Consider the following 24,249-nt stretch of genomic DNA (forward strand, 5'->3'; position numbering starts at 1 on the left):
CTCATTTATAAAACAGGTCCCATAGTGGCAACGATATTATTCCAAATCCGATAAGACAGCGGCCAGTTTTTCACTTCTTCGCGCGTCACTTCATCAGAGTCAGCGATATACTGATATTGGCGCTCCATAATATCCGCGGTGAGAGCTTTATCACTAAAGAGAATGTTGTTTTCATAATTTAAATCAAAGCTGCGTAAATCTAAATTGGTTGAGCCAATCAAGCTGATTTGACCATCGACGGTCAGAGTTTTGGCGTGTAGCAGCCCAGGCTTATATTCATAGATTTTCACCCCTGCTTCTAGCAATTGCCAATAGTAGCTATGACTGGTTGCAGCGACGATAAAGGAGTCGTTTTTCTTCGGGAAAACCATCGTCACCTCAACCCCGCGATAGGCGGTCGCACATAGAGTGCTCACCAGTGAATAATCGGGTACGAAATAAGGCGTAGAAATCATTAGCGTGTGCTGAGCTTGGCTAATCAAAGCGCCCAAAAACTGCGGCGTGGTGCCATGGCGCTGGGTCGGTCCATCAGAGAAAACTTGCGCAGCAAAATCATTGGTCGGCAAATTTGGCTGCAAATCCGTCGCATACGGAAAGCTATCGAGCGGCGTATCAGGGTTTTCAGTCAGCCAATCACTGGCAAATAGCATCTGAGTTTGCGCAACGATGGGACCTTCGATGCGCAGCATAATATCGACCCAAGGGGCGTATTTGGGTTTTACCATAAACTCAGGGTCGGCACAATTTCGGCTGCCAGCGTAGCCAATCTTGCCATCAATCACGGTAATTTTACGGTGATTACGCAAGTCAATACGGCTGAATAGCAGCACTTTGAATATATTGGTCAAGGGTAGGGCGACACTGAGTTGTACACCCGCGTCCTTCATTTCTTGCCATAGTTTTGAGCCGACCATCTTGCGCGAGCCCATACCATCGACCATTGCTCGGCAGGTAACGCCGCGCTTTGCGGCCCGAATCAGTGCTTGGGCGGTAGCAGTGCCCATACCATCGACCAGCCAAATATAATACAGCACATGGATATGATCGGTTGCCGCATCAAAATCGGCAATCATACGTCTGCGGGTTTCAGCGGCATCAGCCATCAGCTCGGCGCGATTGCCCACCGTGGTCTGAAAACCGGTGGCTTTTGCTGAATAAGCAAAGGCTGCTTGGTATTCAGGCTTGACGGCCAGTGTTAACGCCACATCGCTACCGAGCACTGCAGGACGGTGTTGACGTAATTTATTGATAATTTCTTCACGTTCACGCGCGAAGTTGCGCCCTAAATGCACCTCACCGAACATCCAATAAACCAATACGCCAAAATAAGGTAAGACGAATAAGATAACCATCCAAGCCAAGCGTGCTGGCGCGGTTAAGTCATCACGCGATAGGACGCGCAAGGATATTAGTACCAGTAGGATAAAGTGAATGGTTAATAAGATGTCGATGAGCATAGGGCTGCCGTCCATTATTATTCTGGTTAATTATGGTTATTATTTTTATTTAAAAACGGTTTTATTTATCGGGCTAATTTATGAACCGCTTTATTAAATTCTATCAATATTCCCCAAGTAGCCAACCACTGACAAAGGCAAAATACTCGCGAAACCACGCATTGTAGCGAATGGATAACGGTGTTGGGCTGGCGAGTAAAATAGGCTGCTGGTAGCCTTGATGCTTGGCAATGGCAGCGGCGCGAATGGTATGGAAATCACTGGTCACAATGGCAATAGGCGCGGTAATAGAGATACCTTTTGCCGCCAAAATTACTTGGCTATAGATTAAGTTTTCGGCGGTACTGGTGCTTTTGCCCTCTTGTAAAATGTGCTCAAAGGCAATGCCATGTGTCTCATGTAAATAAGTCGCCATAATACTGGCTTCACTGCGCGTCTGCCCCATACCTATACCGCCACTGGTCAGCGCTAGCGCCTCTGGCTGTGATTTAATCAGCGGGGCTGCTGTATCTAAACGCTGAGCAAGCGTCGGCGTTGGCTTGCCTGCGATAGTACCTGAACCTAATACAATAATCGCCGCGACCTCAGGTACAGGCTGTGCGCTGCGTTTAATCTGCTGCTGCAACGAGAAAATAAATAACCCGAAGCTAATAAGCCAGATAAAAAACAGCAGCCATAGCGCATACCAAAGACGATTGCGGAAAGGGTTTTGCCTAGTAAATTTGCGGATGGCATGCCAAAATATCCCATGGGTGACAAAGACGCTGCCCAATAAGAATGGCACGACAGTGCCAAAGTTAATTTTGCCGACCGTCATTAACACGGCACAATCAACCATGATAACGGCACCGATAGCCACCAATCCAACTCGCGCTATAATGAGTAATTTTTTTGCCATAGTTTTGCTTTTATTAGGTAAAGATACTTCTCTTTAGTTTAATTTTTAATGAATCAAATGTTGCTTTGTTTATTTCATAAAACGTTGTTTTAATTACCTGGCTGTTTGGTAATATTCATATATATCAAATCCAATTTAAAAAGAAGACAGTACTGCTGGGATAAATTTTTCGAAGCCTATGGAGTGCGAAGCACACAGCAAGCGAGGAAAATTTATACCAGCAAAACACTATTCTTAACATACTTCTTTTATATTGGATTCAATATATACCAAATCCAATCCCTTTAACGTTAAGAGGAAAACCTTATGACGCCAATGATTTTTCATAATCCAAAGTGCGGCACCTCTCGTAATACACTGGCCATTATGCAAGCTTCAGGTGAAACACCAGACGTGGTGGAATACCTAAAAACACCGCCGTCTCGTGAGTACTTAGTTGAGCTATTGGCATTGATGCACATCACGCCGCGCGAGCTAATACGCAGTAAAGAAAACGTCTATAGCGAGATTGGCTTAGACAATCCAACATTGACCGATGCGCAATTGATTGATGCCATGATAGCGCACCCTATTTTAATCAATCGTCCTATTGTTGTTACCAATAAAGGCGTGGCGCTGTGCCGACCGTCAGAGCGAGTGTTTGAATTACTGGAAAATCCAGTCAGTAGTTTTACCAAAGAAGATGGGGAAATCGTCAAACATGTCAAAGGTTAAAGATACCGCAACGCTAGCAGTAGAAGAAGACGGTCTTAATAATAAAAGTGATAGCAATATTGGCGCTACTGATTTACCCGCTGCTGATTTACTTAAAAACGATTTGCCCAATATTGATTTCAGTCAAATACAAGCTATTGATATTGAGTCTTTGATAGGTAAAGATGACCCACGCCATGCACCAAGAATATTGGTGTTATATGGCTCTTTACGTGCGCGCTCATTTTCCAGATTGGCGGCAGAAGAAGCAAGCCGTCTATTGCGTTGGTACGGCTGCGAGGTGCGAATGTTTAATCCATCAGGCTTGCCACTGCCAGATGACGCCGATAGCGACCACCCAAAGGTACAAGAGTTACGCGAGCTGGCACAGTGGTCGGAGGGCATGCTATGGGTCAGTCCAGAACGCCATGGCAGCATTACCAGTATTATGAAGGCGCAAATTGACTGGATTCCGTTGGCGCTAGGCGGCGTACGTCCGACCCAAGGTAAAACGCTGGCTATTATGCAAGTCAGTGGCGGCAGCCAAAGTTTTAATACCGTCAATCAATTGCGTATTCTTGGGCGCTGGATGCGCATGATTACCATCCCTAATCAATCTTCTATCCCAAAAGCGTTTTTGGAATTCGATGATAATGATCGCATGAAAATGTCACCATTATATTTGCGAGTCGTCGATGTCTGCGAAGAGTTGGTCAAATTTACGTGGCTTACCCGTGGGCGCTCGGCGTATCTGACCGATCGCTATTCAGAACGGGTCGAAAGCGCTGCAGAAGTATCGCAACGCGTCAATCAAAAATCGCTCTAACGTTGTTGTTTTATTATTGGTTTTATTATTGCCCTGATTAGATTTTCATTGTTTTATTATTGCTTCAATTGCCCCATTAAGGTTACTTCATGCTCGCATTCGCTATTTTTATCGTAACTTTGGCCTTAGTCATCTGGCAGCCTAAAGGGCTTGGCATTGGTTGGAGTGCGATGGGCGGCGCTTTGGTCGCCTTGGTATTTGGTGTGGTGCAATGGTCTGACGTTGGTCTCGTTTGGGATATCGTTTGGGATGCCACTTTTACCTTTGTCGCCCTGATTATTATCTCCCTTATTTTAGATGAAGCGGGATTTTTTGGCTGGGCGGCATTACACGTCGCTCGGCTTGGCAATGGGCGCGGGCGTTTGTTGTTTCCGATGATTGTGCTGTTAGGAGCGTTTATCTCCGCTTTCTTTGCCAATGATGGCGCGGCCTTACTACTGACGCCAATTGTGATTGCTATTCTACTGCGCCTTGATTTTGCTCCCAAATCCGCTTTAGCCTTTATTATTGCCACTGGTTTTATTGCTGATACCGCAAGTTTGCCATTGGTGACATCTAATCTGGTCAATATCGTCAGTGCCAATTATTTTGATATTGGTTTTGGTCGCTATGCGGCGGTGATGGTACCGGTAAATATCGTCTCTGTCCTAGCGACGCTATTGGTATTGTGGATTGCTTATGCGCGGCATATTCCTACACACTACTCAACGGCAAATCTTAGCTCACCACAATCCGCTATCAAAGACCCGCTGGTGTTTCGAGCGGCTTTTCCACTGCTGGCATTATTATTAATCGCTTATTTCGCGACTGAATCGCTCGGGCTGGTTATCTCCGTAGTGACGAGTGCCGCGGCGCTTATACTAATGGCGATTGCTGGACGCTGGTGGCAAGGCGGACGTGATGCCAAGTTTTCTATGACTAATATTCTTAAGAAAGCACCGTGGCAAATTGTGTTGTTTTCAATTGGTATGTATTTGGTGGTTTATGGTTTGGGCAATGCAGGACTTACTGCCTATGGTGCGCAAATACTTAACTGGTTAGGTCAACAAGGCGCGCTCGTTGCGACGGTTGGCACAGGATTCTTATCCGCTATCGTAGCGTCTGTGATGAACAATATGCCGTCGACGCTGATAGGCGCGCTGGCAATTGATAGCGCCCAAGTGCCCACTGCTACTCGAGAGTTGATGATTTATGCCAATGTTATTGGCAATGACTTGGGACCAAAATTCACGCCTATTGGTAGTTTGGCGACGTTATTGTGGTTACACGTATTGGCAGAAAAGGATTATAAGATAAGCTGGGGACAATATATGAAGGTCGGACTGCTGCTAACGCCGCCGGTGTTATTAGCCACACTATTGGCATTGGTGTTTTGGTTGCCTACATTTCCTAGCGTTTAAGAAAAGGTTTTAAAAAGTTAAATATAAGATTTAAGGTTTGTATTTTATAGGTGTTTAGGACAAGGCAGAGAAACTGAAGGCTTTGATTGAGTAGAATAAGATTGGCGGTGAAGGAGGAAGTCTAACTATATATATAAGTATTTGATTTAATTATCATTGTAATAATAGATATGCACGTTAGACCATCAAATAGACCAACAGCGCAACAGTATTGGAGGCAAGGCAAATAATGGGATTTATCTCACAATAAAATGTAACTAAATATTTCTACGACATTATTTGATTTCAAACATATACTATCACTAAAAAACTATTTCTAGTAGTTAGGATTACGTTTCCTACCATTACCGCTTAATGCTACTTGCCACCATTCTAAATAGAGCACTGCAAGATGGCTATAGTGGCATAATAAAATAGCGCCCATATTAGGCGCTATTTGTTGTTTCGCTGCTTGTAAGAAAAATAGTAACCACTCACTATTAAAAGCTACCAAACCTTAAATTTAAACCTTAGCTATACTCGATTAATTCTGATAAACAGCTTTAATTTGTGTTTCTAAGAACTTGGTGGCAACGCTATTGTATTGATTACAGTAGACCTCTGCGATATTAGGGTCGATATCTTCTTTCTCTTGAATACCTTTTTGGTAATAATAAGCTTCATAAATTAAGCCTTTGTATACCACAGCAGCATTAATATCGCCATCTTCATCAGTATATCTTACCGCTTGCAATTCATTTTTGCTTCCGACATTTTCTTTGACAAGATTGCTGACAGTATTGTATTTTTTCTCTTTAGCAATCCACTGATCTATTGTCATATTACCTTCTTCATCATAATCAGAAAAAGTATAGTAGTCTTGATCAGGTGTTTCTAAAAATATGTAACACTGCGAGCCACTAGGGAAAGTAGCGTTAAAGCTATCAGGAAAATAATCTAAATCTGTCTCTATCCCAGTCTGAGCATTTCCTGGCTGCTTGCCGACGCCAGTGAGGTCAAGAGTAATGATGTCATAAGTCGAATTAACGATGCTGCTACCTGACTGAATTTTTAGCTTGAACGTATCGCTATCGACGAAGTTAATTTTATAGAACTTACTATCATAACTTTCAGGAACAGCGACAAATAGACTATTACCAACATAGTATTCTAACCCAAGATTGTCGCTTCTGCTGTCTTGATAAGCGGTAGGCGAGCTTCCAACAAGGGTAGAGATAATTTGTGTTAAACCTTTATTACTTAATGTGGAAGCAAACTTGCCCCATCCTGTTTTGTACTCTCCGTCGACCACGTCGCTGAAAGGGTCAAACGTTGCATATTTCAGCTCATTGTTGACGATAGGCCCACCATTGCCACTGCCGCCTCCTACATACTCACCATCATCGTCACTTCCACAGCCTGACACCATTAATGCGCCTGCCAATACGATACCTGTATATAGCTTATTTATTTTCATGTTGTTACCTGTCGTTATATTTCAGTAAGAAACTTAATAGTAGTTAAAGCTATTTTAAATTGCAAAACAAAAATTTAGTAATAACATTATTGCTACGATGACTTAGTGCTTCTAACTGTTACTTATATCTAAATTAGTAGCATTTTCACAAGCCAAAATTGGAGTGTAGTGAGTCTTATTAGAAACGACAATGTGCGCTATACTTCTAAGCAAAGCGAATGCATGACACCATAATCGACCCTTATAAAACTTATATCTTTCAAAGTATTCAGGAACCATAAATGCCAACCAGCGCACCTAATAGTATTAACCAAATCAATCAAGACGATATCAATAAAGCGGTCTGGAACGCCTGTGATACTTTTAACGGGGTCATCAGTCCAGATACTTATAAAGACTTTATCTTAACCATGCTATTTCTCAAGTATTTGTCTGATGTCTATCGCGATGAGTACAACAAGCTGGTTGAGCAGTTTGGCGGCTCTGGCAATGAGAATCCTGAACTAATCACCGCGATGATGTCGAAGCAGCGTTTTGTATTGCCTGATGGCGCAAGCTTTTGGGACTTGTACGAGCAGCGTCATCAGCCGGGTAACGGTCAACGTATTGATGAAGCGCTTCATGCTATTGAAGAAGCTAACGGTACTAAGCTCAAAAACGTCTTCCAAGATATCAGCTATAACACCGATAGATTGGGTCCAGAAAAGCAAAAAAACGAGCTACTACGCCATTTATTAGAAGACTTTGGCAAAGACATCCTCAATCTAAGTGCTGAGCGCGTGGGTAGCTTGGATGTGATTGGTAATGCTTACGAGTATTTAATTAAACACTTTGCTGCCAATGCTGGCGCAAAAGCAGGTGAGTTCTATACGCCGCCTGAGGTATCGAATTTACTAGCGACTATCCTTGAGCCTGTTGAGGGCGATGAAATCTGTGATCCAGCCTGCGGTTCAGGGTCGCTGCTCATTAAGTGCGGGGCGATGGTACGCAAAAACTCAAACTCTAAAAAGTATGCGCTATACGGTCAAGAAGCCATTGGCTCGACATGGGCACTGGCCAAAATGAATATGTTCCTACACGGTGAGGATAACCACCGTATCGAGTGGGGCGATACCATCCGTAATCCGCTGCTACTTGATAAGGACGGCAAGCAATTATTACAGTTCGATGTGGTGACCGCCAACCCGCCGTTTTCATTGGATAAATGGGGTCATGAAGATGCCAGTAGCGATCCCTATGGGCGCTTCCATCGCGGTGTCCCGCCCAAGACCAAGGGCGACTATGCCTTTATCAGTCATATGGTCGAAACGCTCAAACCTAGCACTGGCAGAATGGGTGTGGTCGTACCGCATGGCGTGCTATTCCGTGCGTCAAGTGAAGGCAAAATCCGTCAGCAACTCATCGAAGAAAACTTGCTCGATACGGTGATTGGCTTACCAGCTAACTTATTCTTTGGAACGGGAATACCAGCCGCTATTTTGCTGTTTAAAAAGAATAAAACCGATGACAAAGTTCTGTTTATTGACGCTAGCAATGAGTTTAAATCAGGTAAAAACCAAAACCAGCTCACCGATAGCAATATCGCTAAAGTCATTGAGACTTATAAAACACGAGAAAGCGTCGATAAATATGCGTATCTAGCGAGCTTTGATGAAATTAAAGAAAACGACTTTAACCTAAACATTCCACGCTATGTCGATACCTTTGAAGAAGAGGTGGAGATCGATTTAGAGGCGGTTCGTGCTGAGCGTTTGGCGCTTAAAGCCGAGTTAAACCTGTTAGAGGATGAGATGGCAGGGTTTTTACAGGAGTTGGGTTATGGTGCCTAAGGGTTGGAAGGATGGTCGAGTAGAAGACTTATTAAATGGTTTAGAATCTGGTGTAAGTGTAAACGGTGAAGATCGACAATTACTAGATGGTGAGAAAGGTGTTTTAAGAGTTAGCGCAGTTACTTACGGAACATTTGACCCAAGTGCCGTTAAAGTCATTGAAAGACAAGATGAGCTTGATAGAGCAAAAATTAATCCTAAAAAATCTCAAATTATAATTAGTAGAAGCAACACAGAAAGTTTAGTAGGAGCTAGTGCTTATATAAACTTTGATTATCCTGAATTATTTTTACCCGATAAATTATGGCAGACTATTCCAAAACCTGATGCCAATATGAAATGGTTAAGCTACGTATTGTCATCTGAACCAGTTAGATATACGTTATCGAATTTAGCCACTGGTACAAGTGGCTCAATGAAAAACATTACTAAAGGTGAATTCCTTAGCCTTAAAATTGCTATTCCACCTCTCCCAGAACAAAAAAAAATCGCCAAAATCCTATCGACTTGGGATAAAGCGATTAGCACCACTGAGCGTTTGATTGACAATAGTACCCAGCAGAAAAAGGCGTTGATGCAGCAATTGCTGACGGGTAAAAAGCGTTTGCTTGATGAGTCGGGGAAAAGGTTTGAGGGTGAGTGGGAAGAGGTTAAGTTATCAGAAATAGCCCAAATCACAATGGGTTCTTCTCCAAAATCTGATGCCTATAATGATATGGGGGACGGTCTGCCTTTGCTCCAAGGTAATGCAGATATTAAAAATAGAAAATCAGCACCAAGAATCTATACGTCACAAATAACTAAAGAATGTCACGTTGATGATATTTTATTTAGTGTAAGAGCACCAGTTGGTACAGTTGCACTATCCAATCATAATGCTTGTATTGGACGTGGTATTGCTGCCATAAAAGCTAAGAAAAACCACTCTCAAGATTACTTATATCAGTGGCTTTTATCTTTTGAGCTGAAGTGGGAACGCTATTCGCAAGGTAGTACTTTTGAAGCGGTAAATAGCGATGATATTAAATCGTTAAATCTTTCTATTCCAAACTATAAAGAACAACAAAAAATCGCCACCGTATTAACCAATGCTGATAAAGAAATTGAGTTGCTTGAGCAGCAATTGGCGGATTTACAGCAAGAGAAAAAGGCGCTGACGCAGCAGTTATTGACGGGTAAAAAGCGGGTGGTAATTGATGGGGCGGTTGCTGGATCTTGAGTAGGCTGGGTTAAAAACCCAGCCTACGACACTGCCAACATTGCTAACATTGCCAATCGCATATTGATATATTGACATATTGAAAGAACCTTTATAGAGAGTGCCCAAACACTATGACTGTCTTACGTCGCCTATTTCTAAGCTCACTTCTGATCGTATCTGCGGGCTATGCAGCAGCCACTGAGTATAGTGAAGATGCCGATGACTATCAGGATCAAACCACGACTCGGGTTTATCCTTACTATCAGCTACCGCTCACTGACAAGGACTTCCGTCAGTATGACGACTCAATCGATATCGACCAACTGCCTATCACCGATCCCAAACTTCTAGAGCAGCTTGCCACACTGCAGCAAGGGGCCTCGGATAGTGGTTTTTTTCAACTACAGGCAGGAGGGGGCTATCAAGCATTTGTATCGTTTGGCTTATACGAAGATGAAGGCGACGCCTATGTCACCGAAGACAATCCTGACGGCGCCTATGTCGATCAAGAGAATGTATTGGTCTTGCTCAAAAACCAAAAATTGTTAATCGTCACGTTGGATAAGGGTTTTAGAATTGATAAGAATTTCAACGTTACTTACGACTAGCTAATAACTTACTAGCTTGTAAGGAAATGGAGTTACTTGAGCAACAGGGGGCTGATTTGTAGCAAGAGAAAAAGGCGTTGATGCAGGTTTTATTGACGGGTAAGGTTCGGGTGGTGGTTGATGGGGAAGAGTGATAGAGGTGTGATGCGTGAATCGATAAAGCTAAACGACGTGTAGATAAGCGTCAATAAAATACTCATAGACATACTTTTCTTCGAACAATGTCATAACTACTCTAGAGCCGCCTCTTTCCCAGTATAGTATTTGCCATTCATTAGGGTTTACTTGTTGCACCGTTTCGCAATCATTAGCCGTTTTTGGATCGCCCCATGACCATGTATTTATACTTGAAGTATCCATGTAAGGATATAGGATTGTTTTATCAAAGGTGCTTTCAATGAGCCTTACCCTATTTATAAACGCTTCAAAGCTATTTAACGGCATTATCATGATTTGCATTGCCAAGTTTATTTGCGTAGCGGTTTCATATTGACGATCATGATAAATATCTGAAACGCCTAATTCAGGTAAGGGCTGTTCATTATCTCGAAAATGGTCAAGAAAAATTTGTAGTAAGAAAAATCCACTCGTATAAGTAGAGATTTTACTGACCGCGTGCTCGTTTATGCGACAGATGTAAAACGGTTCCTTTATTTTTACGGACGCTATACCATCCTTGATCGGTATACCAAAAGCGCCCACTCGCTCAAAATCGATAGGGTAGTTTTTAAAGAATAAGTTATTGTGTATATTCTCACTGTTTTGTAATAAGTATTTTTTATCTTTAACGGCTTCAATGACTTTAACGGCTTCCAAAGGCATGTCTTGTTTTTTTCGCTCATTAAGCCTTGCTTTGATACTATTCCAGAAGCTTATCATTTGTCGGTTCGCCTGTTTGGTTTTGATGGCTTAAGTAGCAAAAACGCTGGGATATCAATATTTCAACCACTTCTGAGCCTTTAACATCAAGCCATAATTAGGAATAAATATTCTTGCACACTAAATATAAAATCTTAAAAGTATTACTGCTCTGGCTATTAAAATTCTTTGTACCACCTTTGGTAGGCGCTATATTTTTGGCGGTAATTAATTATATATCGACTTTTGATACCGTACTTTGGGGCTATGCGACGTTACTTGAGAACATAAGAATATCTATAATACTATTAGTAGGCACTATAGTTACCTTTTACGTTTATTATGTATTGGCTTACCTCGTATTCTTCTTATATCTGATTGTTTTGGAAAAAATAAAGAAACTTAGCTTAGTAATCGTGATGGTCAGTGGTTTTATTTACGGACTGATACCACTTCTATTTGACCATAAAAGCCTAGAGTCAATTTTGATAGTGGTCGTTATCGCCATCAGCGGCGCGATGTGTGCGGCTTGCTATTACTATTTGGATAAGAGATTTAGATCGTTATATTTAGCAAAAAATTAGAGCATCAGAATGTATAAAGCGCATAGGATGCTCTACAGCACAGCTGGAGTTTCAACCAGTACCTTTTTAATAGCGACAAATTAATTCGTCTGCTTCTTTAAGATAAGGTCTATATTCTTATCTTCTAACATAGAAGGCATATTCATTTTGCCATCTAAGATGTCGCCTGCTTGATTAATCTCATAACAAGTCTTCACGACAGTCTCTTCTCCTGCTGACTGGTCCGAATATTCAAAGGTATCGCACAGCCAAGCCGTGTCGGACGTGGCTTTGGTCAATGACCATGACGATTTGATGTTATCAAAAATATTGTTATAAGTAGCTTTTGGGATATAGTTTTGCGATGCGCCAAGCTTGGCATATTTTGGTATCGGTTTAGATTTGCTGACTATGGTATCTATCTCATAGTCTTCATTGATAAGGTATAAGTAGATCTGTAGAGGATTTGAGGAATAATAATGCTCCTTTGGGAAATAAATATTCGGTGCATCCCCTAATTTGTAGATATTTTGAATCTTAGCAGATTTAACCGCTTTGCCGTCGAGCTCAGTATCTCCGGTTTTCACTGTTTTAAGTCGCAGTTCATGAGCGTCCTCCGGATTTACGGACACGAAGGTAAAGTCCACGTCTTCCATTAATTTAATCAGCACTGATGCCACAGGGTATTGACCTTTTGCTATCGCGCTTTTATCAGCTTTGCTGATTGACGCAACGTCATCACCAACGGCTGAGTGGGCTTTGTTTTGGCTATGAGCCGTACCCTCTATGGCCGCCAAAGCAAAACTACTCGAAAACAATAGGGTAAACCCTAACCATAATTTCAACATAATTATCCTAAGCTTAGTAGAGCTATTAAAAATTCATTATACAGAGCGTAGGCTCGGCTTTTAAATCTGAAAAGCGTTAAAAATCCAGCCTATACAAATAGATATTAACGAGCATAACGGCTACGTCCTTTGGGTAACGTGCAACGGTGGCGGTTTTTTGTTACCTTTTTTATATAGTCGATACACTTCAAAGTTGTTATACCAGTAGGGTATTTAAACCTATATAACAGTTTTATTTTCAGCTGAATAGTGGTATCAGACGAAATGCGACTATCTATAGCGATTGCTAACGACTCACTGCTATACTGACTCAATATAGTTTGACCCTTTATCGATAAATCCTGCAAATGTAAAGCGTAAATCTTGGACATAAAAATGGAAATAAAAAAGTTAACGCTAAGTAATTTAGGACGTTTTGAGAACCTTGAAGTAGACTTTGCCCCGAGTGAGGATAACCAGTCGAATGTTACCGTGTTTATTGGTAATAACGGCGCAGGTAAGACGTCAATACTAGAAGCATTAGCGACTTCCTTAAGTTGGTTCGTCGCGCGTGTGCGTAGCGAAAAGGGCAACGGTCATGCTATCAATGAACTAGCTGTTATTGATGATGCGCCAGCTGCCAGTATCACTTTGAAGTTATCTGATGATATTAAAACCGATAGCGAAGTCGCGCTTTTATCGTATCAATGGACGTTAGTTAAAGCACGGAAGGGTCGCAAGAGTGACAAGCCTAGTAATCTTAGTGAATTAACTAAACTTGCAGATAACTATCGCCAATTATTAACAGATGATGCTAACACAAGCTTACCTCTGATTGCTTATTATCCTGTCGAGCGTTCAGTCCTTGATATTCCTTTAAAAATTATGGGCAAACACAGCTTTACTCAGATAGAGGGCTACGAGAGTGCTTTGAATCAAGGCGTAGACTTTCGACGCTTCTTTGAATGGTTTCGTGAGCGTGAAGATATTGAGAATGAGGAACAAAGTAGAAGAATGGAGTTTTTTCTAGATAATGACTCAAATATCCTGGATAAAATGAAAATGTTACTTGATGATTATGCCAGTAATGATAATAAAAGAAAGCAGGACGGTGTAGAGGTTATAAAAGATAGTGGCGTAGAATCTATAACAATAAACGTAAAACATGTATTTGATGAAATAGAACGTATTAAAAGTTCGGAGTTTCGTCTTCAAGACAAACAACTAAACGCGGTTCGAACCGCGATAACAGCTTTTATGCCAGATTTAAGCAATATCAGAGTACAACGCAAACCTCGTCTACATATGGCTGTTGATAAAAATGGTCGATCACTAAATGTTCTACAACTGTCGCAAGGTGAGAAGTCTTTAATGGCCTTAGTAGGCGATATCGCCAGACGTTTAGCTATGATGAATCCTGCGCTAGATAGTCCTCTACATGGCGATGGCATTATCTTGATAGATGAAGTGGATATGCACTTGCATCCTAGTTGGCAGCGCAATCTGGTGCAACGTTTTACCGATACCTTTCCTAACTGCCAAATCGTCCTAAGTACCCATTCGCCTTTAGTCATTAGCGACCAAAAGGACATTTTAGTCTACTTGTTAAATGATGGAGATATCACCGCATTGCCACCTTTATATGGTGAAGACGTTAATACTGTCTTACTAGAAGCAATGGATACCGACATTCGTGATCATGATATTACCGAAAAGCTTGGCAATCTATTAGATGCCATACAGGATGCTGATATTGTCACTGCTAAGATCCTGCTGAAAAAGTTAGAAAATGAGTTGCCGTCAGGAAATATGGAGCTTGCCAAAGCAAGATTGCTACTTCGTAAAAAGGAGTTACAACTTGCGAAAAATAACTAAGCAAGTAGGTTTCGAACCACAAAGTTTGACGAGTTGGAAAAAGAGAATAAATAATAAAGACAAGGACTATCTTGGTTTAACTAGCACTGAAAAAGATGATATTCGCTCCGCTTGTGCAATGGAACAGTTTTATTTATGTGCTTATTGTTGTAAGCCAATCTCTGGAGCAATTAAAGATTGTATGAATGAGCATGTTGTTGCTAGAGATATAGCTCCTAATAGAAGCCTTGATTTCGATAATATAGTAGCAAGCTGTATAACGCCTAATCAATGTGATAGCGCACATGGTTCGCAGCCATTACCGCTTACGCCTTTTGACATTGAATGTGAGACAGACTTAACCTTTAAGTTGAGCGGTAGAGTAGAAGGTAAAACTGCCGATGCCAAAGAAACTATCCGTGTTTTGAATTTAGGTAATAACAATAAATCTTTGGTCGAGCAAAGAAGACAGTTTGTACAAGCCTTATTGTTAGGCGATGGTATTGACCCTGACGATGTCATAGATGATAGCGATTTAATTCAAATGGTCATTGATGATTTATCAAAACCAAAAAATGGCAAACTTGAAGCGTTTGCACCAATTGCAATAAATGTTTTGAGTCAATGGGTAGCTTAATGTCTGAAAATAACTATTCAACGCTGAACTTCCAAGAAGAATTTGCCTCAAAAATCCCTGCCTTAACACTGCTTACTACGCTAGGCTATCAGTTTATTCCACCAAGTGAATGCAACACCATGCGTAGCAGTAAGTTGCTAGCGAATCAAGCGAATGCTAACAAAGCCACCAACCAAGTGGTGTTATTACCTATCATGCGTGCGTTTTTAGCCAAGCAAACCTTTACGTTTGAAGGCAAGCCACATCATTTATCAGATAGCGCCTTTGATAAGATCATGCACGAGCTCAACCCAGCGATGAACTTAGGCTTGCAACTTGCCAATGAAACCCTCTATAACGCTATGCTCTATGGCGTGACGGTGACCGAGTTTATCGATGGCAAAAGAACTTCCCAAACCATCAGCTTGATAGATTGGAATCATATCGATAATAATAGCTTCCACTTTACCGAAGAGCTGGTAGTACAGAATGCTGAAGGGACAGGTAATATCATTCCTGATATCGTCTGCTTTGTAAACGGTCTACCGCTAGCAGTGATTGAAGCCAAACGTCCTGATTCGAGTAGAGAGTGGCAGTCAACCAACGTGCAAGCCGTCTCTCAGCACATTCGTAACCAAGGTCAAAAACAAATCCCGCATCTATTTGCCTATAGCCAGTTATTGCTTGCGGTGAATGGGCATGACGGTCTGTATGGCACCTGCGGTACGCCTGAAAAGTTTTGGGCAAAATGGGTCGAAGAAGAGATCTCTGAGCCTGAGTTTAATCGTCTAAAAAATCAAGCACTCAGTCCTGAGCAGATTGAGAATCTGTTTGCTCATCGTCCTACCTCTGCTAAAAAAGAATACCTGTCGCTCATTAGTTCAGGCGAGCTGGTCGTTACCGATCAAGACCGCCTTATCATTAGCTTATTGCAGCCTGAGCGTTTGCTTGAGATGACGCGCATGTTTACCTTGTTTGATAAAAAGGCGGGCAAAATCGTTGCCCGTTATCAGCAAGTCTTTGGTATCAAAGCTCTGATTGAACGAATCAGTACCTTTGACGAGAAGGGCGGTCGTGAGGGTGGAGTGATTTGGCATACCACCGGCAGTGGTAAATCTTTCACGATGGTGTTTTTCTCTAAGGCGCTTATTTGGTTAGAGGAGCTCGCAAAGTGCCGTGTTATTGTCGTCACCGACCGTGTTGATCTTGAAACTCAGCTTAGTCAAACCTTTGCGTCAGGCGGCGTACTTAGTGATCGTGATAAAACGGAGGCGATGGCAACCTCTGGTCGCCGCTTAGCGCAGCAAATAGGTCATGGTAATGAGCGGGTTATATTCTCCATTATTAACAAGTTTGGCTCAGCCGTTAAGTATGAGGAATGCTATAACGACAGCCCAAATATCATCGTCATGGTCGATGAAGGTCACCGCAGCCAAAACGGTGAGAATAATATCCGCATGAGCCAGGCTCTGCCAAATGCTGCCTTTATTGCCTTTACTGGTACGCCACTCCTAAAAGACGATAAGACTGAAAACAAATTCGGTAGCATCATTCACTCTTACACCATGCAGCAAGCGGTCAAAGACAAAACCGTTACGCCACTGTTATATGAAGAGCGTATCCCTGAGCTCAATACCAATGACCAAGCCATTGATGCGTGGTTTGACCGTATTACCCAAAAGCTCACCGATGATCAAAAATCTGATCTTAAACGTAAGTTTTCTCAGAAAGGTCAAATCTATCAGGTTGAGGGTCGTATCGAGCTGATTGCTCATGATATCTCTGATCATTTTCAAAACTTTAAACAGCAGCATCTAAAGGGTCAATTGGCTTGTGATTCTAAAGCCTCCGCTATTCGCTATAAGATCGCTTTAGATAAGATTGGCAAAGTGACCTCTGTGGTTGCTATGTCACCACCTGATACCCGTGAGGGGCATGACACCGTCGATGGCGAATCAAAAGACATCGTCCAAAACTGGTGGCAAGATAATGTCGCCAGTCAGTATGGCGGTGATGAAAAAGCGTACACCAAAGCCATTATAGAAGCCTTTAGTACTGATGATGGCCCCGATATTATGATCGTCGTTGATAAGCTCTTGACTGGTTTTGATGAACCAAAGAACACCGTTCTTTATATCGATAAGCCACTAAAGCAGCATAACCTGATTCAAGCGATTGCGCGGGTGAACCGCTTGCACGAGAAAAAACGTTTTGGTTATCTAATTGATTATCGGGGCATCTTAAAAGAGCTGGATATTACTATTGAGAAGTACCAAGATTTAGCGGAACGTACGCAAGGCGGCTTTGATATCGAAGACCTTAAAGGTCTGTATAACGCTATGGACACTGAGTACAAGCAACTACCAAGGCTACATAATGAGCTGTGGGCGATCTTCTCATCAGTAAAAAACAAGCAAGACGGTCAAGCGCTAAGACAAGTGCTAGCGCCAAAGATGCAGGAAGTAGACGGGAGAGTAGTCGATACCAAGCTTAAAGCGCGTGACGACTTTTATGCTGCCTTGACCGAGTTTTCTAACGCCATGAAGATTGCGTTGCAATCGGCATCTTTCTTTGCAGATAAATCTTTTGATAGCAAGCGTGATCGCTACAAGGCCGATCTAAAAGCCTTTATTAATCTACGCAAGCAAGTGCGCGAAGATGCTGATGAGACCATTGATTATGATGAGTACGAAGCAGATATTCGCAGCTTACTCGACAAGCATATTGCGGGGCTTGAGGTTAAAGAGGCGAAAGGGGCTTACTTGGTCGGCAATTTAGGCAAGGATGTTAAGCCTGAAGAATTAAGTGATGATGAAGCCCGTAACCAAACCGATAAAATTACAGGTCGTGTTACTAAGATGATTGAGCAAGATTTGGCTGATGATCCGTATGCGCAAGAGTACTTCTCTAAGCTCCTAAAAAAAGCCATTGAAGAAGCTAAAGCGATGTTCGATGCACCCGTGAAGCAGTACATGATGTTTGCTGACTTTGAGCAGGCCGTCAAAGACCGCGATGTTGCTGATGTACCGAATGAATTTATCGATGACAATGGCAAATTAAATAAACATGCTCAGGCTTATTTTGGTTTGTTTAAGCATTTATTTGACGCTGATTTCTTAGCGGATAAAGAGCTAGATAATGACAAGCTGGTCGCTTACGCCTTTGAGATTGATGAAGTAGTCAAAACGAATGTGGCGGAATATTCCATCAATGCCAGTGAAATTGAAAATGCGATTAATAGACGATTATTGCCAATGCTGTTTGCTGACTTGGGTATTGATAAAGCGCAACAGCTCATTGAAGAGGTGCTAAAGATTACCCGACTTGGGCTGTCGAGAGAGACAAGTAGCCCACGAGCAGCAAGAGGGTAGTAGGCAATGACTGAGACAGGCAACTTTTATTATGGTGAAGATAAGATCCATTATGAAGTCGTGCGTAAAAACACAAAAAATAAGTCTAGAAGCGATACGCTTATTAACGAAAAGAGCAAACCTCGCAAAGTGGTCATCAAGGTACATCCTGATCAGCGTGTAGTCGCCACAGCGCCTGTTGATGCCAGTGACGAGATAATACATGACGCCATGATGAAGCGTGCTCGCTGGATATGGCAAAGCCTACAAGAATTTGCAAAGCAACAAGATCACGTATTGCCTAAACGTTATATCAGTGGTGAGACCCAGTTTTATCTGGGTCGTCGTTATGTGTTAAAAGTGATAACCGATGCAAAAACTAACGATGTGATAAACAGTACGGTGAAGCTCAGTCGCGGTAAGTTACATGTAGAATTGTCTCAAAATGATTCTGAATTAGACGCTGAAAAACGAGCGATTCTCGTGAAAAGCTTGATTGATAAATGGTATAAAGATAAATTTACGTCGGTCTCTAGAGAGAGGCTTGAGGCCTTGATACATAAGGCCTCATGGGTAAAAAATAATCCTTCATTGAAGTTAATAGTAATGAAAAAACAATGGGGAAGCTGCTCAAATAAAGGTAATTTAATCCTCAATCCGCACTTAGTCAAAGCACCAAAAGAATGCATTGATTATGTGATATTGCATGAGCTGTGTCATATCGCTGAGCACAATCATAGTGAGCATTTTTGGCGCTTATTAACTCAAGTCATGCCGCATTGGAAAGAGGTGAAAGCTAGGCTCGACGGGATGGCTGAGCTTTACTTGAATGAGTAAAATTTGGAGCTAGGTAGTTTAAGATGGTTCTTTGGAAAAGTATCAGCCTCCGATATACTCGAGGCGCTTCACTTAATTACTCTATGTAATGGTTAAGTTAAAAAGGTAGTATTTACAAGAATTCGAGGTTTTCAATGCTTAAACAACATCGACAAGCACTTGTAGTTGAAGGTGGTGGAATGCGTGGCGCATTTACCAGTGGTGTCTTAGACGCATTTTTACAACAACAATTTAATCCTTTTGATCTTTGTGTGGGGGTGTCCTCAGGCTCAACGAACGTTGCTAACTATTTAGCTGCGCAACAAGGTCGCACCCTGCAGATTTACTTAGATCATTCACTTCGACCTGAATTTATCCATTATGGTCGTTTCCTTAAAGGTGGGGACTTACTGGATCTAAAGTGGATGTGGGACGTGGTGGAACAAGAGCATCCACTAAATCAGGCACAATTATTTGCCAGTCATGCTGAGTTTTACATGGTGCTAACACACGCTATTTCAGGTGAAGCTAACTATATTAAAGCCTGTAAAGACAATATTTTGGATGGATTAAGAGCATCAAGTTCTATACCAGTGCTGACTCGTCAAGCGGTCGAGATATTTGGCGAACCTTATTTCGATGGTGGTGTAGCTGATGCTTTGCCTGTGCATTGGGCCGCTCAACAAGATCGTGTTGCTAAGCTAATGGTGATCCGTACTCGTCCTCACAATTACTATAAAGCAGGTCGCAAGGGCGATCAGCTGTTGGCTAAATATTTTTCTAAGCAACGATATGGTTTTGCCCAAAGCTTATTAACACGAACCCAACGTTATAATGATGCGGTGCAATTTTTACATTCTGCATCACCACAGAAGTTTTTAGAAGTTTGCCCACCCGACTTGAAAAATATGGCGGGTCGATTATCTAAAGATAAAGCTAAAATTCGTTATAGCTATGATGTAGGACTAGAAACTGGGTACAAAGCGATTGAAGATTGGCATAAACTTTAATGATAATTCCGTTAATAAATCAGAATGCTTAAAATTAGACATTAACTGTTAAATAATGCAGCTTAATTCTATTGGATAAGTATCTTATAGTTGAGATATTTGCGAGACCATCCCAGATTCTGTGTAACTGCTTATGCCCTGTTAACAAATAGCAGTTACACAAAGTTTGACGCTATGGCTTTGATGGCTGACCATGTGGATGTGTAGTCGTCTTTAGCTTCAATTAGCTACGGACGGCTCGATCTTTCATTTCAGAAGTATAGTTTCGTGTTTTCATTGTCGTATTCTCTCGGAGAGTTAAGTCTCCGACAATCTCGGGGCGGTTCACTCCAGCCTGTCTTGACAGTAAGTGAGCAGCATAATGATCAATTGCTTCTGCTGATTTCATTAGCTTTTGGATACTATAGATATCCTGATCTTGTATCAAATACATGTCTTTTTGGATATGGTTAGTGACAGAAAATATCTGGAAATTCTTCTCTTGCTCTAGACCATTAAATCTAGTATCGATTAAGGCACGAAGCTGAAAATGAGTGTCATAACTGTCATCATCTTCATAATCCACTAAAAAAGGTTGTTTAAACTTATCTTCTAAAAAAGCTACTTTTTCACGAGCTTTTTTACTCTTTCCTTCAATATCTGGACAAATTGATCCGATAGGCCGATTGTTACTCGATGGCAACCCACTTGGAGCCAGTGGCCCGTAAACAGTGTTCTCAGGGATATACCAACCAGCACTGTGCCATAGCCACGACTGCATAATCTCTAGGGGTAAGTTAAATTCGTTTTCCTGAGCATCATCAGCAATATAAGGCGTATACCGCAGATAAACGATAACGCCATTTATGTTGATACCAAATGCTGTAATATCAGAGAATATTTCTGGTATATCTGATCTTTTAATAGCATAGAAAAATTCTTCTGTAACCTTAGATAAGACCTTATAAGTCTCAGGTTGAGTGTTTTTAAAAGGTTCAAAAAAATACTCATGAAAGCTCATATCTCTAGGTTTAGAATTCTTAAAATTGATAGAATTAAACTCAATCCTTGTTTGATCTCTATTTTTAATATATACATCTTCAATGGTTACTTGATTTAAGTCGTAATAAATCTCATCAAACCTATCTAAAACATGGATATTCATTTTATTTGCCTTACTTAAGCTTTCACAGCTGGGCTAGTTTTTTATTGTAGAATCTAAGCTTATTGCATCAGTTAAGTGATACTACTTCATTAAATGGGTTCGGTTCCCTATACAGGCACCGAACTGACTTCTACCGCCAAGGAAATAATCATCTTAAAAAAGCCTGACTTATCTCATCTCCAGTAATTACTTCACTCGTCTCTTCATAATCTTTAGGTTTATTATAGTCGTATTCAATTTCAAATTTACCATTAGGATATAGTGTGAATTTTAAACCCCATATTCTATCCCCTGTTACCTTTACCATATAGTCTCTAATGAATATAGTAGCGTCCAGCCCTGTCCAAATAGCATCTGAATTATTCTCGAACCCTCCTACGTTTATCTTATTTCCTTCAAAAATTAAGAAGTGGTCAGCAGTTGCCATTTTAAAATAAATACTAAAATCGACATGGATAAGATCCCAAGGCCTTCCGTCTGCGAATGCTAAACTATATTCTGTAAGGTATTCATAGGCCTGATCAATTGATTTCATATTTTTTACTCACACTTATTGGTTAAACTTTAAAGGTAATTTACCCAATCAATAAGAATATATAAAGCTATATCCCAGCGGAACCATCTGAAAAGGCTCATTAATCAATTAATAGACTACTCATAGTAGACTGCTGTAGTGGAACCACTTAATGAGTACTGAGCATCTTCGGTCTTTCCTTGGCTACATCAGCGATCAGATGCCGTGAGCACCTGGTCATTTTTTGAATATCAGAATAGCTATGACCTGATTTGAGCAGACTAGCGATGATCTTGCGCTTTTCCGTATCTTTCCTACGTCCTGAATACTTACCTTCTGCCTTAGCACGAGCAATACCTTGCATCTGACGGTTACGGCGATCCTCATAATCTTTTCGAGCAATGGCTGCGAGCATATCCAGCATCATCGAGTTAATGGCCTGCAATACACTGCTCATAAATTCTGTACTGCTTTCAGATTGAAGCGCCATATATGAGGTCGGCAGCTCTTTTGATACGATAGAGAGCTTTTTCTCTGATAGCATTCTTTTTAGCGTATCCCAATCAGCTTGGTTCAAACGCGCCAAGCGATCAATCTGCTCAACTAAGATCACATCGCCCTTATGAGCGTCTTCAATCAGCTGCATCAGCTTTGGTCGCGCCAAGATAGCGCCTGATTCGTTTTCAACATAGAAGGCAGCAATTTTGTGGCCATGATCGTTGGCAAATGCTATGAGCTCGCTTTTGGCACGCTTAGCATCTTGTTCTTTGGTAGACGCTCGTAGATACGCTCTAATAAACATAAACACCTAAAATAGTCTGTTATAAGTGGTTCCATTATACCAGTCTGTTTTAAGTGGTCTGTTAACAGGTTTGAAGGGTGAAATAGGTGGTTCCCTTGGGGTATACCCTAATAAAAATAAAAAAAGCATCTTTTATCAGGAAAACAATCATGGTTTTTGCAGTTTGATTTTTATCGTCAGGCTGCGTAACTAATTCTCCCAAGTTTAACTGTACGAACTTGACGGTAGGGGTCAGGTTTTAAGCAGCACGCATCCGTACTTGTCATAGATGTATATATTTAAAATACAAAACTTTATTTATATTTTAAATATTCCCGACGGCGTATCCCATGGATCATACTTAAAGCCATCTTCAACTTTTTCAAAATCAATACCACGAATATTTTTATCTTTTGCCAAATTTCGAAAATTAGCAGTACAAATGACTGCGCCCATCTCTTCAGCTATAAAGAAATGAGGTGTTACGATGTCTTTAATATAAAACTCATCTATTAAAGAATAAACGGGAGCACTAGAGTCTACCTTTGAATAAATTATCTCTTGAGTATTTAAATTACGAGCTATTTGATATTTAGATTTACCTTCGTCTAGAAGAAAAACCCTACCTACTAATAAAAGAATATAATATTTTTTTTCAGGATTTTTATTGGCTCTCAGAATTATTTCTAATCGTATTGAACGATATTTAATTTTTAATTCATCTAGTAGCTCAAGAAATTTTTCAGATACAAAATCTTTACTATAATCTAGGTCAATAAACGATTCATTCATTTTTAAGGTATATTCAGATTTAACTTCAGACTGAAATGGGTCAGGATTATAGTAGTCCCATTCGTGATCTCCAGTCCATTCACCATCTTTCAAATGTTTACCACCTATATATATAGGACAACCTTTTTCACCAGACTTGTATTTAACAAAATATAATTGCTCTATCATATAATCCCTATCGTCAAATTCGTACAGTTAAACTTGAGAGAATTAATTACGCAGCTTGACGATAATAGTCAAACCACACCTATCTTGGCGATTTATAGCCTAAACTCTTTTATGGCTCTTACCGTCAAACTCGTACAACTAAACTTAGAGATTTTAGTTATATAGTTGTACTGTGAGATGGTGGCATCACACTGATCTCTTTTTATACTCAAAACTAGTACCTCGATGCCTGTATAGCATACCTATCACGAATAGAATATGTATGGTAGGTACACCATGAAGTACACCGCGCCTATCTTATTGAGTTAAAACCTTGATGCCATTAGCCCACAGCCAAAGATTCAAGTCCTCACTAGGGTACCGAACTTAATAATTCGCAAGCTCATCCTCTTGCTCATCACACACTCTCAACCCAATTTGTACGGCCTCACGCAGATCAGCACCTTCCTTGACACTATGAGGCACATTTGGCGTCAAACGACTTAGCTTTAAGCCATCTACCGCTGCTTTATTAAGCGGTATACCAACGTAAGATTCATCGGTGTAACCCTTAGGATGAAAAAACACCTCACGACCAAAGGAAGGATT

At 41.1% G+C, this 24,249-nt stretch carries 21 protein-coding genes and 1 pseudogene; 11 read left to right on the forward strand and 11 right to left on the reverse strand.

The genetic code is table 11. The features are described 5' to 3' along the window. Positions 1–5 precede the first annotated feature (5 nt). Both cls and JMX13_RS10240 read right to left on the reverse strand, forming a co-directional pair. On the reverse strand, positions 6–1,457 hold the full coding sequence (cls, locus tag JMX13_RS10235; RefSeq protein WP_201612391.1) for a cardiolipin synthase: 1,452 nt from the start codon (positions 1,455–1,457) through the stop codon (positions 6–8). A gap of 103 nt (positions 1,458–1,560) precedes the next feature. Then, complete coding sequence (locus JMX13_RS10240) at positions 1,561–2,355, reverse strand: YdcF family protein (RefSeq protein ID WP_201612392.1); 795 nt, start codon at positions 2,353–2,355, stop codon at positions 1,561–1,563. A gap of 306 nt (positions 2,356–2,661) precedes the next feature. Here JMX13_RS10240 and arsC point away from each other — a divergent pair, with 306 nt between their 5' ends. The 3 genes from arsC (at position 2,662) to JMX13_RS10255 (ending at position 5,274) form a co-directional block, all read left to right on the forward strand. Further along, on the forward strand, positions 2,662–3,069 hold the full coding sequence (gene arsC / locus JMX13_RS10245; RefSeq protein WP_201612393.1) for an arsenate reductase (glutaredoxin): 408 nt from the start codon (positions 2,662–2,664) through the stop codon (positions 3,067–3,069). Next, positions 3,056–3,874 carry an arsenical resistance protein ArsH gene (gene arsH / locus JMX13_RS10250; protein ID WP_227686288.1) on the forward strand — a complete coding sequence of 273 codons (819 nt, stop codon included), beginning with the start codon at positions 3,056–3,058 and terminating at the stop codon, positions 3,872–3,874. The genes arsC and arsH overlap by 14 nt, the downstream gene beginning before the upstream one ends. An 89-nt stretch (positions 3,875–3,963) precedes the next feature. Next, positions 3,964–5,274 carry an arsenic transporter gene (locus JMX13_RS10255; protein ID WP_201612394.1) on the forward strand — a complete coding sequence of 437 codons (1,311 nt, stop codon included), beginning with the start codon at positions 3,964–3,966 and terminating at the stop codon, positions 5,272–5,274. A gap of 316 nt (positions 5,275–5,590) precedes the next feature. Here JMX13_RS10255 and JMX13_RS10260 read toward each other — a convergent pair whose 3' ends face one another. Together JMX13_RS10260 and JMX13_RS10265 are read right to left on the reverse strand one after the other, a co-directional pair. Then, complete coding sequence (locus JMX13_RS10260) at positions 5,591–5,767, reverse strand: hypothetical protein (protein WP_201612395.1); 177 nt, start codon at positions 5,765–5,767, stop codon at positions 5,591–5,593. A gap of 30 nt (positions 5,768–5,797) precedes the next feature. Beyond that, positions 5,798–6,730, reverse strand: coding sequence for a hypothetical protein (locus tag JMX13_RS10265; protein WP_201612396.1), 933 nt, complete (start codon positions 6,728–6,730; stop codon positions 5,798–5,800). Between the two features lie 281 nt (positions 6,731–7,011). Here JMX13_RS10265 and JMX13_RS10270 point away from each other — a divergent pair, with 281 nt between their 5' ends. The 3 genes from JMX13_RS10270 to JMX13_RS10280 all read left to right on the forward strand — a co-directional run bounded on the left by JMX13_RS10270 (position 7,012) and on the right by JMX13_RS10280 (position 10,368). After that, positions 7,012–8,559 carry a type I restriction-modification system subunit M gene (locus JMX13_RS10270; protein ID WP_201612397.1) on the forward strand — a complete coding sequence of 516 codons (1,548 nt, stop codon included), beginning with the start codon at positions 7,012–7,014 and terminating at the stop codon, positions 8,557–8,559. Continuing rightward, positions 8,549–9,778: a restriction endonuclease subunit S gene (locus JMX13_RS10275; protein ID WP_201612398.1), complete on the forward strand. Its 1,230-nt coding sequence runs from the start codon at positions 8,549–8,551 to the stop codon at positions 9,776–9,778. The genes JMX13_RS10270 and JMX13_RS10275 overlap by 11 nt, the downstream gene beginning before the upstream one ends. 113 nt (positions 9,779–9,891) lie before the next feature. Next, complete coding sequence (locus tag JMX13_RS10280; protein ID WP_201612399.1) at positions 9,892–10,368, forward strand: hypothetical protein; 477 nt, start codon at positions 9,892–9,894, stop codon at positions 10,366–10,368. Positions 10,369–10,530: 162 nt separating this feature from the next. Here JMX13_RS10280 and JMX13_RS10285 read toward each other — a convergent pair whose 3' ends face one another. Together JMX13_RS10285 and JMX13_RS10290 are read right to left on the reverse strand one after the other, a co-directional pair. Next, positions 10,531–11,247, reverse strand: coding sequence for a hypothetical protein (locus tag JMX13_RS10285; protein WP_201612400.1), 717 nt, complete (start codon positions 11,245–11,247; stop codon positions 10,531–10,533). Positions 11,248–11,890: 643 nt separating this feature from the next. After that, a complete protein-coding gene (locus JMX13_RS10290; RefSeq protein WP_201612401.1) occupies positions 11,891–12,637 on the reverse strand; it encodes a hypothetical protein in 747 nt (248 codons plus the stop codon). Between the two features lie 375 nt (positions 12,638–13,012). Here JMX13_RS10290 and JMX13_RS10295 point away from each other — a divergent pair, with 375 nt between their 5' ends. From JMX13_RS10295 to JMX13_RS10315, 5 genes are all read left to right on the forward strand, one after another. Next, positions 13,013–14,491: an AAA family ATPase gene (locus tag JMX13_RS10295; RefSeq protein WP_201612402.1), complete on the forward strand. Its 1,479-nt coding sequence runs from the start codon at positions 13,013–13,015 to the stop codon at positions 14,489–14,491. Then, entirely contained in the window at positions 14,475–15,107 is a 633-nt protein-coding gene (locus tag JMX13_RS10300) for a TIGR02646 family protein (protein ID WP_201612403.1), read from the forward strand. Before JMX13_RS10295 ends, JMX13_RS10300 begins: the two co-directional genes overlap by 17 nt. Continuing rightward, the gene (locus JMX13_RS10305) at positions 15,107–18,457 is read left to right on the forward strand and encodes a type I restriction endonuclease subunit R (RefSeq protein WP_201612404.1); all 3,351 of its coding nucleotides are present in this window, start codon (positions 15,107–15,109) and stop codon (positions 18,455–18,457) included. Before JMX13_RS10300 ends, JMX13_RS10305 begins: the two co-directional genes overlap by 1 nt. Positions 18,458–18,463: 6 nt before the next feature. Beyond that, positions 18,464–19,273 carry a M48 family metallopeptidase gene (locus JMX13_RS10310; RefSeq protein WP_201612405.1) on the forward strand — a complete coding sequence of 270 codons (810 nt, stop codon included), beginning with the start codon at positions 18,464–18,466 and terminating at the stop codon, positions 19,271–19,273. A 134-nt stretch (positions 19,274–19,407) separates the two neighbouring features. Next, complete coding sequence (locus JMX13_RS10315; RefSeq protein WP_198328257.1) at positions 19,408–20,262, forward strand: patatin family protein; 855 nt, start codon at positions 19,408–19,410, stop codon at positions 20,260–20,262. A gap of 223 nt (positions 20,263–20,485) precedes the next feature. On the opposite strand, the gene JMX13_RS10320 is transcribed toward JMX13_RS10315, so the two are convergent. From JMX13_RS10320 to JMX13_RS10340, 5 genes and pseudogenes are all read right to left on the reverse strand, one after another. Beyond that, positions 20,486–21,406: a hypothetical protein gene (locus tag JMX13_RS10320; RefSeq protein ID WP_201612406.1), complete on the reverse strand. Its 921-nt coding sequence runs from the start codon at positions 21,404–21,406 to the stop codon at positions 20,486–20,488. A 148-nt stretch (positions 21,407–21,554) separates the two neighbouring features. Next, a complete protein-coding gene (locus JMX13_RS10325) occupies positions 21,555–21,941 on the reverse strand; it encodes a hypothetical protein (protein ID WP_201612407.1) in 387 nt (128 codons plus the stop codon). Between the two features lie 148 nt (positions 21,942–22,089). Next, the gene (locus tag JMX13_RS10330) at positions 22,090–22,722 is read right to left on the reverse strand and encodes a recombinase family protein (protein ID WP_201612408.1); all 633 of its coding nucleotides are present in this window, start codon (positions 22,720–22,722) and stop codon (positions 22,090–22,092) included. A gap of 297 nt (positions 22,723–23,019) precedes the next feature. Beyond that, positions 23,020–23,661, reverse strand: a complete 642-nt coding sequence (locus JMX13_RS10335) for an imm11 family protein (protein ID WP_201612409.1) — start codon at positions 23,659–23,661, stop codon at positions 23,020–23,022. 366 nt (positions 23,662–24,027) lie between these two features. Further along, positions 24,028–24,249 (reverse strand): annotated as a pseudogene (locus tag JMX13_RS10340) (hypothetical protein); the annotation flags it as partial.

This window comes from Psychrobacter immobilis, from assembly GCF_904846285.1.
GTDB lineage: Bacteria > Pseudomonadota > Gammaproteobacteria > Pseudomonadales > Moraxellaceae > Psychrobacter > Psychrobacter immobilis_D.

What these genes read in the sequence shown, in the direction of transcription:
- JMX13_RS10285 (WP_201612400.1), bottom strand. Translation starts at nt 11,247, where the DNA reads ATGATAAGCTTCTGGAATAGTATCAAAGCAAGGCTTAATGAGCGAAAA.
- JMX13_RS10335 (WP_201612409.1), bottom strand. Translation starts at nt 23,661, where the DNA reads ATGATAGAGCAATTATATTTTGTTAAATACAAGTCTGGTGAAAAAGGT.
- JMX13_RS10275 (WP_201612398.1), top strand. Translation starts at nt 8,549, where the DNA reads ATGGTGCCTAAGGGTTGGAAGGATGGTCGAGTAGAAGACTTATTAAAT.
- JMX13_RS10265 (WP_201612396.1), bottom strand. Translation starts at nt 6,730, where the DNA reads ATGAAAATAAATAAGCTATATACAGGTATCGTATTGGCAGGCGCATTA.
- arsC (WP_201612393.1), top strand. Translation starts at nt 2,662, where the DNA reads ATGACGCCAATGATTTTTCATAATCCAAAGTGCGGCACCTCTCGTAAT.
- JMX13_RS10270 (WP_201612397.1), top strand. Translation starts at nt 7,012, where the DNA reads ATGCCAACCAGCGCACCTAATAGTATTAACCAAATCAATCAAGACGAT.
- JMX13_RS10320 (WP_201612406.1), bottom strand. Translation starts at nt 21,406, where the DNA reads ATGAATATCCATGTTTTAGATAGGTTTGATGAGATTTATTACGACTTA.
- JMX13_RS10310 (WP_201612405.1), top strand. Translation starts at nt 18,464, where the DNA reads ATGACTGAGACAGGCAACTTTTATTATGGTGAAGATAAGATCCATTAT.
- JMX13_RS10255 (WP_201612394.1), top strand. Translation starts at nt 3,964, where the DNA reads ATGCTCGCATTCGCTATTTTTATCGTAACTTTGGCCTTAGTCATCTGG.
- JMX13_RS10240 (WP_201612392.1), bottom strand. Translation starts at nt 2,355, where the DNA reads ATGGCAAAAAAATTACTCATTATAGCGCGAGTTGGATTGGTGGCTATC.
- JMX13_RS10330 (WP_201612408.1), bottom strand. Translation starts at nt 22,722, where the DNA reads ATGTTTATTAGAGCGTATCTACGAGCGTCTACCAAAGAACAAGATGCT.
- JMX13_RS10325 (WP_201612407.1), bottom strand. Translation starts at nt 21,941, where the DNA reads ATGAAATCAATTGATCAGGCCTATGAATACCTTACAGAATATAGTTTA.
- cls (WP_201612391.1), bottom strand. Translation starts at nt 1,457, where the DNA reads ATGCTCATCGACATCTTATTAACCATTCACTTTATCCTACTGGTACTA.
- JMX13_RS10295 (WP_201612402.1), top strand. Translation starts at nt 13,013, where the DNA reads ATGGAAATAAAAAAGTTAACGCTAAGTAATTTAGGACGTTTTGAGAAC.
- JMX13_RS10305 (WP_201612404.1), top strand. Translation starts at nt 15,107, where the DNA reads ATGTCTGAAAATAACTATTCAACGCTGAACTTCCAAGAAGAATTTGCC.
- JMX13_RS10280 (WP_201612399.1), top strand. Translation starts at nt 9,892, where the DNA reads ATGACTGTCTTACGTCGCCTATTTCTAAGCTCACTTCTGATCGTATCT.
- arsH (WP_227686288.1), top strand. Translation starts at nt 3,056, where the DNA reads ATGTCAAAGGTTAAAGATACCGCAACGCTAGCAGTAGAAGAAGACGGT.
- JMX13_RS10315 (WP_198328257.1), top strand. Translation starts at nt 19,408, where the DNA reads ATGCTTAAACAACATCGACAAGCACTTGTAGTTGAAGGTGGTGGAATG.
- JMX13_RS10290 (WP_201612401.1), bottom strand. Translation starts at nt 12,637, where the DNA reads ATGTTGAAATTATGGTTAGGGTTTACCCTATTGTTTTCGAGTAGTTTT.